Annotated in this window: 4 protein-coding genes and 2 pseudogenes; all 6 read right to left on the reverse strand. The window is 63.6% G+C overall.

The annotated features are described in order from the left end of the window. A pseudogene (locus AC1D1P_RS16455) lies at nucleotides 1–484 on the reverse strand (EamA family transporter); the annotation flags it as partial. Nucleotides 485–671: 187 nt separating this feature from the next. Beyond that, nucleotides 672–1427 carry an ABC transporter ATP-binding protein gene (locus AC1D1P_RS16460; RefSeq protein ID WP_477669405.1) on the reverse strand — a complete coding sequence of 252 codons (756 nt, stop codon included), beginning with the start codon at nucleotides 1425–1427 and terminating at the stop codon, nucleotides 672–674. 114 nt (nucleotides 1428–1541) lie between these two features. After that, complete coding sequence (locus tag AC1D1P_RS16465) at nucleotides 1542–1757, reverse strand: ABC transporter ATP-binding protein C-terminal domain-containing protein (protein ID WP_477673711.1); 216 nt, start codon at nucleotides 1755–1757, stop codon at nucleotides 1542–1544. Nucleotides 1758–1772: 15 nt separating this feature from the next. Next, nucleotides 1773–2291, reverse strand: a pseudogene (locus AC1D1P_RS16470) (ABC transporter ATP-binding protein); the annotation flags it as partial. Further along, nucleotides 2284–3306: a branched-chain amino acid ABC transporter permease gene (locus AC1D1P_RS16475; RefSeq protein ID WP_477669407.1), complete on the reverse strand. Its 1023-nt coding sequence runs from the start codon at nucleotides 3304–3306 to the stop codon at nucleotides 2284–2286. The gene AC1D1P_RS16475 and the pseudogene AC1D1P_RS16470, both read right to left, overlap by 8 nt. Beyond that, nucleotides 3303–4059, reverse strand: a 757-nt coding sequence (locus tag AC1D1P_RS16480; protein ID WP_477673710.1) for a branched-chain amino acid ABC transporter permease, incomplete at its 5' end; no start/stop codon positions are given. The genes AC1D1P_RS16480 and AC1D1P_RS16475, both read right to left, overlap by 4 nt.

Here is a 4059-nt window from a genome sequence, read left to right on the forward strand (position 1 = left end):
GCGAATACACCGCCCATGCCATGCCGGCCAGCAACATCAGCAAGGCCGATGGCAAGCTTGGTGCGGCGGCGCCGGGCAGCAACAGCGCGATGAGGCCCGCCACGGCAATTACCAGGCCGGCGCTTTGCCTGGCGTCCAGCCGTTCGCCGAGGGCCAGCCCGGTGCCCAGCATCGTGAGTTGCACCGAGCCGAACAGCAGCAGCGCGCCCGTGGCTGCCGGCAGGCTGACGTAGGCCAGCGAGAATGCGGCAGCGTACACGAACAGCGCACCGGCCGACGGCCAGTTGCCGGTCGCCGTGACACCACGCCGCCACATGAAAAGCCAGAGCACCAGCGCACCTGAAGCGATGCGAAGGGCTGTAAAGCTGGCCGCGTCAATCGGTGTGCTGCGCAGTGCGAGGCGGCACAGGAGCGAGTTGCCCGCAAAGGCGAGCATGGCCAGCACGGTGAGGCCCAGCGTTGAGGTGGCCGGTGATACTTTCATGGTGACCGCTCCCGGGCGAACTGTGCGTTCAGGCCGACGCCGCGTTGCGTGCGCCCGTCGGCGCCCTGCGCTTGGGCTTGCCAACTTTTGCCAGCCGGCCGCAGCGGCGGCTAGGGACTGACGGAAAAGCGCTTGGACATTTCTGGGCGGCCAAAGTTTCAGTCATGCCAGGATGGTGACTCCCGGCTCATACGCCAAGGTATTGCGCCAGCAGTTCGGGTTTGGCGTGCAGCTCGGCCGAGCTGCCTTCAAATACCACCTGGCCCTTGACCAGGATGACATTGCGGTCGGTAATCTGGGTGACGTGTTTCCAGTTCTTGTCGACGATCACGCTGCTGATGCCGGTCTCTCGGATCAGGCCGCAGATGCGCCAGATGTCCCGCGCAATCAGCGGCGCCAGGCCTTCGGTGGCTTCGTCGAGGATCAGCACGTCGGGATTGGTCATCAGTGCGCGGCCGATCGTCAGCATTTGCTGTTCGCCACCGGAAAGCTGCTGCCCGCCGTGGTTCAGGCGTTCTTTCAGGCGCGGAAAGGTCTCCAGCACGCGCTCGTAGGTCCAGTCGTTTCTGCGGCCCACGCCGTCTGCGGCGCTTCCTGGTCTGCCGGCGCGCGCCGCCATCTTGAGGTTTTCGGTCACGCTGAGGTTGCCGAAGATGCCGCGGCCTTCGGGCACATAGGCGATGCCGAGGCGGGCGATTTCGTAGGGCGGGGCGCCCGTCATGGGCCTGCCGTTGATTGCGACCGAGCCCGAGCGTGGCTTGACGAGGCCCATGATGCTTTTGAGCAGCGTGCTCTTGCCCATGCCGTTGCGGCCCATGAGGCCTATGGTCTCGCCGCGCGCGACGTGAAAGTCTATGCCGCGCAGTACGTGGCTGGCGCCGTAATAGGTGTGAATGTCCTGGGCGCCGATCAGGATGTCGATCTGTTTCTCAACCATGCTCATAAGGTCTCCAGGCGGGGCCGCAGCGCCGGGCCGCCCCAAGCAAGGCCAGCCCCTGGTGAAGTGAAAGGGGCAGCGCGCCGCAGGCTCGAAGTGAAAAGCGTGGGGGCCATATTCTCAGTGTTCCTCTCCGAGGTAGGCAGCCTGCACGCCGGCATCGGCGCGGATTTGCGCGGGCGTGCCGCTGGCGATCACCTGCCCGTTGACCATCACGGTGAGCTTGTCGGCCAGCGCGAACACCGCGTCCATGTCGTGCTCGACTAGCAGGATGCCGTGGTTTTTCTTGATGGCCTGCAGCAGGGCGACCATGCGCTCGGCTTCGGCCACACCCATGCCGGCCAGCGGCTCGTCGAGCAGCAGCACCTGCGGCTCGGTGGCCAGGGTCATGGCGATTTCGAGTTGACGCTGCTCACCGTGGCTGATAGTGCCGGCGWTGCTGTGCTTGCGGTGTTGCAGGCCAGCCAGTTCCAGCGCTTCTTCGGCGCGGGTGTTGACTGCCGCGAAGTTCGTGGCACGCTTGAGCCAGTGCGCGGCATGCGGCGCACGCGACTGTGACGCCAGCCGCACGTTTTCCCAGACGCTGAAGGGCAGGAAGATATTGGTCTTCTGGTAGCTGCGCCCCAGTCCCTTGCCCGAGATTTTTTCGGGTGTCCAGCCAGTGATGTCATGCCCGCCCAGCGTGACCGTACCCGAGGTCGGCGGCAAGTCGCCAGAGAGCAGGTTGGTCAGCGTGGATTTGCCGGCACCGTTGGGGCCGATGACGGCGTGAATGTGGTTGCGCCAGAGATCGACCGATACGTCGTTGACGGCAGCCAACCCGCCGAAGCGTTTTGTCAGGTTCTTTGCACTGAGGAGGACTTCACTCATGGCCAGCCTCCGCCTTATTCTTGCGCTGGGTGAATTTTTCGACCAAGCCCAGGATGCCGCGCGGCGCAAACGTGACCAGCAGCACGATAAAKAGGCCCATCCACAGCTGCCAGTGCTTGCCCAGGTTGACGCTGCCGATTTGCGGCAGGTCCTTGAAGACGTGCAGCAAATACTCAAAGGCGAACGCGCCAACGATGGCACCGGCAAAATTGCCCATGCCGCCCAAAATGACCATCATGATCGCGTGCGCGCTCATGTGAAAGCCCATGAGCTCGGGGTTGATGTAGCCCGTTTGCGCACCCCACAGGTAACCCGCCAGACCCGCCAGCGCGCCGGCCAGCGTGAAGGCGGAGAGCTTGTAGCCGAAGGTGCCGAAGCCCATGGCGCGCATGCGGTGCTCGTTGACGCGTATGCCGGCCAGCGTGCGGCCAAACGGGCTCCAGAGCAGGCGGCGCAAGAAGGCGTAAACCAGCAGCACGGCCGCGAGCGTGAAGTAGTAGAGCGTGACCTTCTTGTCGAGGTCGAAGGGCACCCAGCCGAAGATGGCTGCGCTCGGCTTGAAGTTGACGTACAGCCCGTCAGAGCCGCCCAGCGCCTTGTTGTCGAAGAAGAGGTAGAACACCATTTGCGCGAAGGCCATGGTGACCATGATGAAGTAGATGCCGTGCGTGCGCACTACAAAGAAACCGATGATGAGGGCGGCCAGGCCAGAGGCCGCCACGGCCACAGGCAAGGTCCACCACAGGCTGACAGGCTCGCCGGCGGGTGTTAAAAAGGCCAGCGCATAGCCGGCCAGGCCGAAGTAAGCCGCGTGGCCCAGCGACACCAGACCGGTCACGCCCTGCAGCAGGTCCAGGCTCATGGCAAAGATCGCCATGATCATCATGCGCGTGACCATCTGGGTGTAGAAGTCGGTGCCGACGAAGGGGAAGGCGACCAGCGCGATCAGACCCAGGCCCAGCGCCACCTGCACGCCGCGCGGCAGGATTTCGAGATTTGCTTTGGCAGAGCTCATTGCTTGAACAGACCTTCAGGTTTCCAGAGCAGCACGCCTGCCATCAACATATACACCAGCATGCCCGCCATCGAAGGCAGGAGCACTTTGCCAAAGGTATCGACCAGGCCGACCAGCAAGGCGGAAATCAGCGCACCGCGCACCGAGCCGATGCCGCCAATGACCACCACCACAAAACACATGATGAGGACTTGCGAGCCCATGTTGGGATAGACGCTGGCCACGGGCGCGGCGATCATGCCGGCCACTGCGGCCAAGCCCACGCCCAACGCGAACACCACGGCGTGGATCAGCTTGATGTTGATGCCCAGCGATTCGGCCATGTCGCGGTTAAAGGCGCCGGCGCGTATCTTCATGCCCAGGCGGGTTTTGGAGATCATGAAATGAAGGCCCAGTGCCAGCGCGATGCACACGCCTGACATGAAGAGGCGGTAGACCGGGTAGGAGAGGTTGTCGGTGAGCGGGATCGAGGCGCCCAGCAGGTCGGGAATCGTGACGCCATGGACATCGTCGCCCCAGAGGATGGAGCGCACTTCTTCAAAGATATAGATCAGGCCGAAGGTCAGTAACACCTGGTCCAGGTGGTCGCGCTGGTAGAAATGGCGAAACAGCAACCACTCCAAAGCCAGCCCGAAGACGACCGACAGCACCGCGCCCAGCAGGATGGCCAGCGTGAGGCTTCCTGTCAGCGTGCTGAGCGACCAGGCCAGGTAGGCGCCCAGCATGTAGAAGCTGCCATGAGCCAGGTTGACC

Source organism: Polaromonas sp. P1_E1_2, from assembly GCF_056406035.1.

Bases quoted from the DNA above. Each gene is read 5' to 3' on its own strand.
- AC1D1P_RS16460 (WP_477669405.1), bottom strand. From the start codon at position 1,427: ATGAGCATGGTTGAGAAACAGATCGACATCCTGATCGGCGCCCAGGAC.
- AC1D1P_RS16465 (WP_477673711.1), bottom strand. From the start codon at position 1,757: ATGGGTGTGGCCGAAGCCGAGCGCATGGTCGCCCTGCTGCAGGCCATC.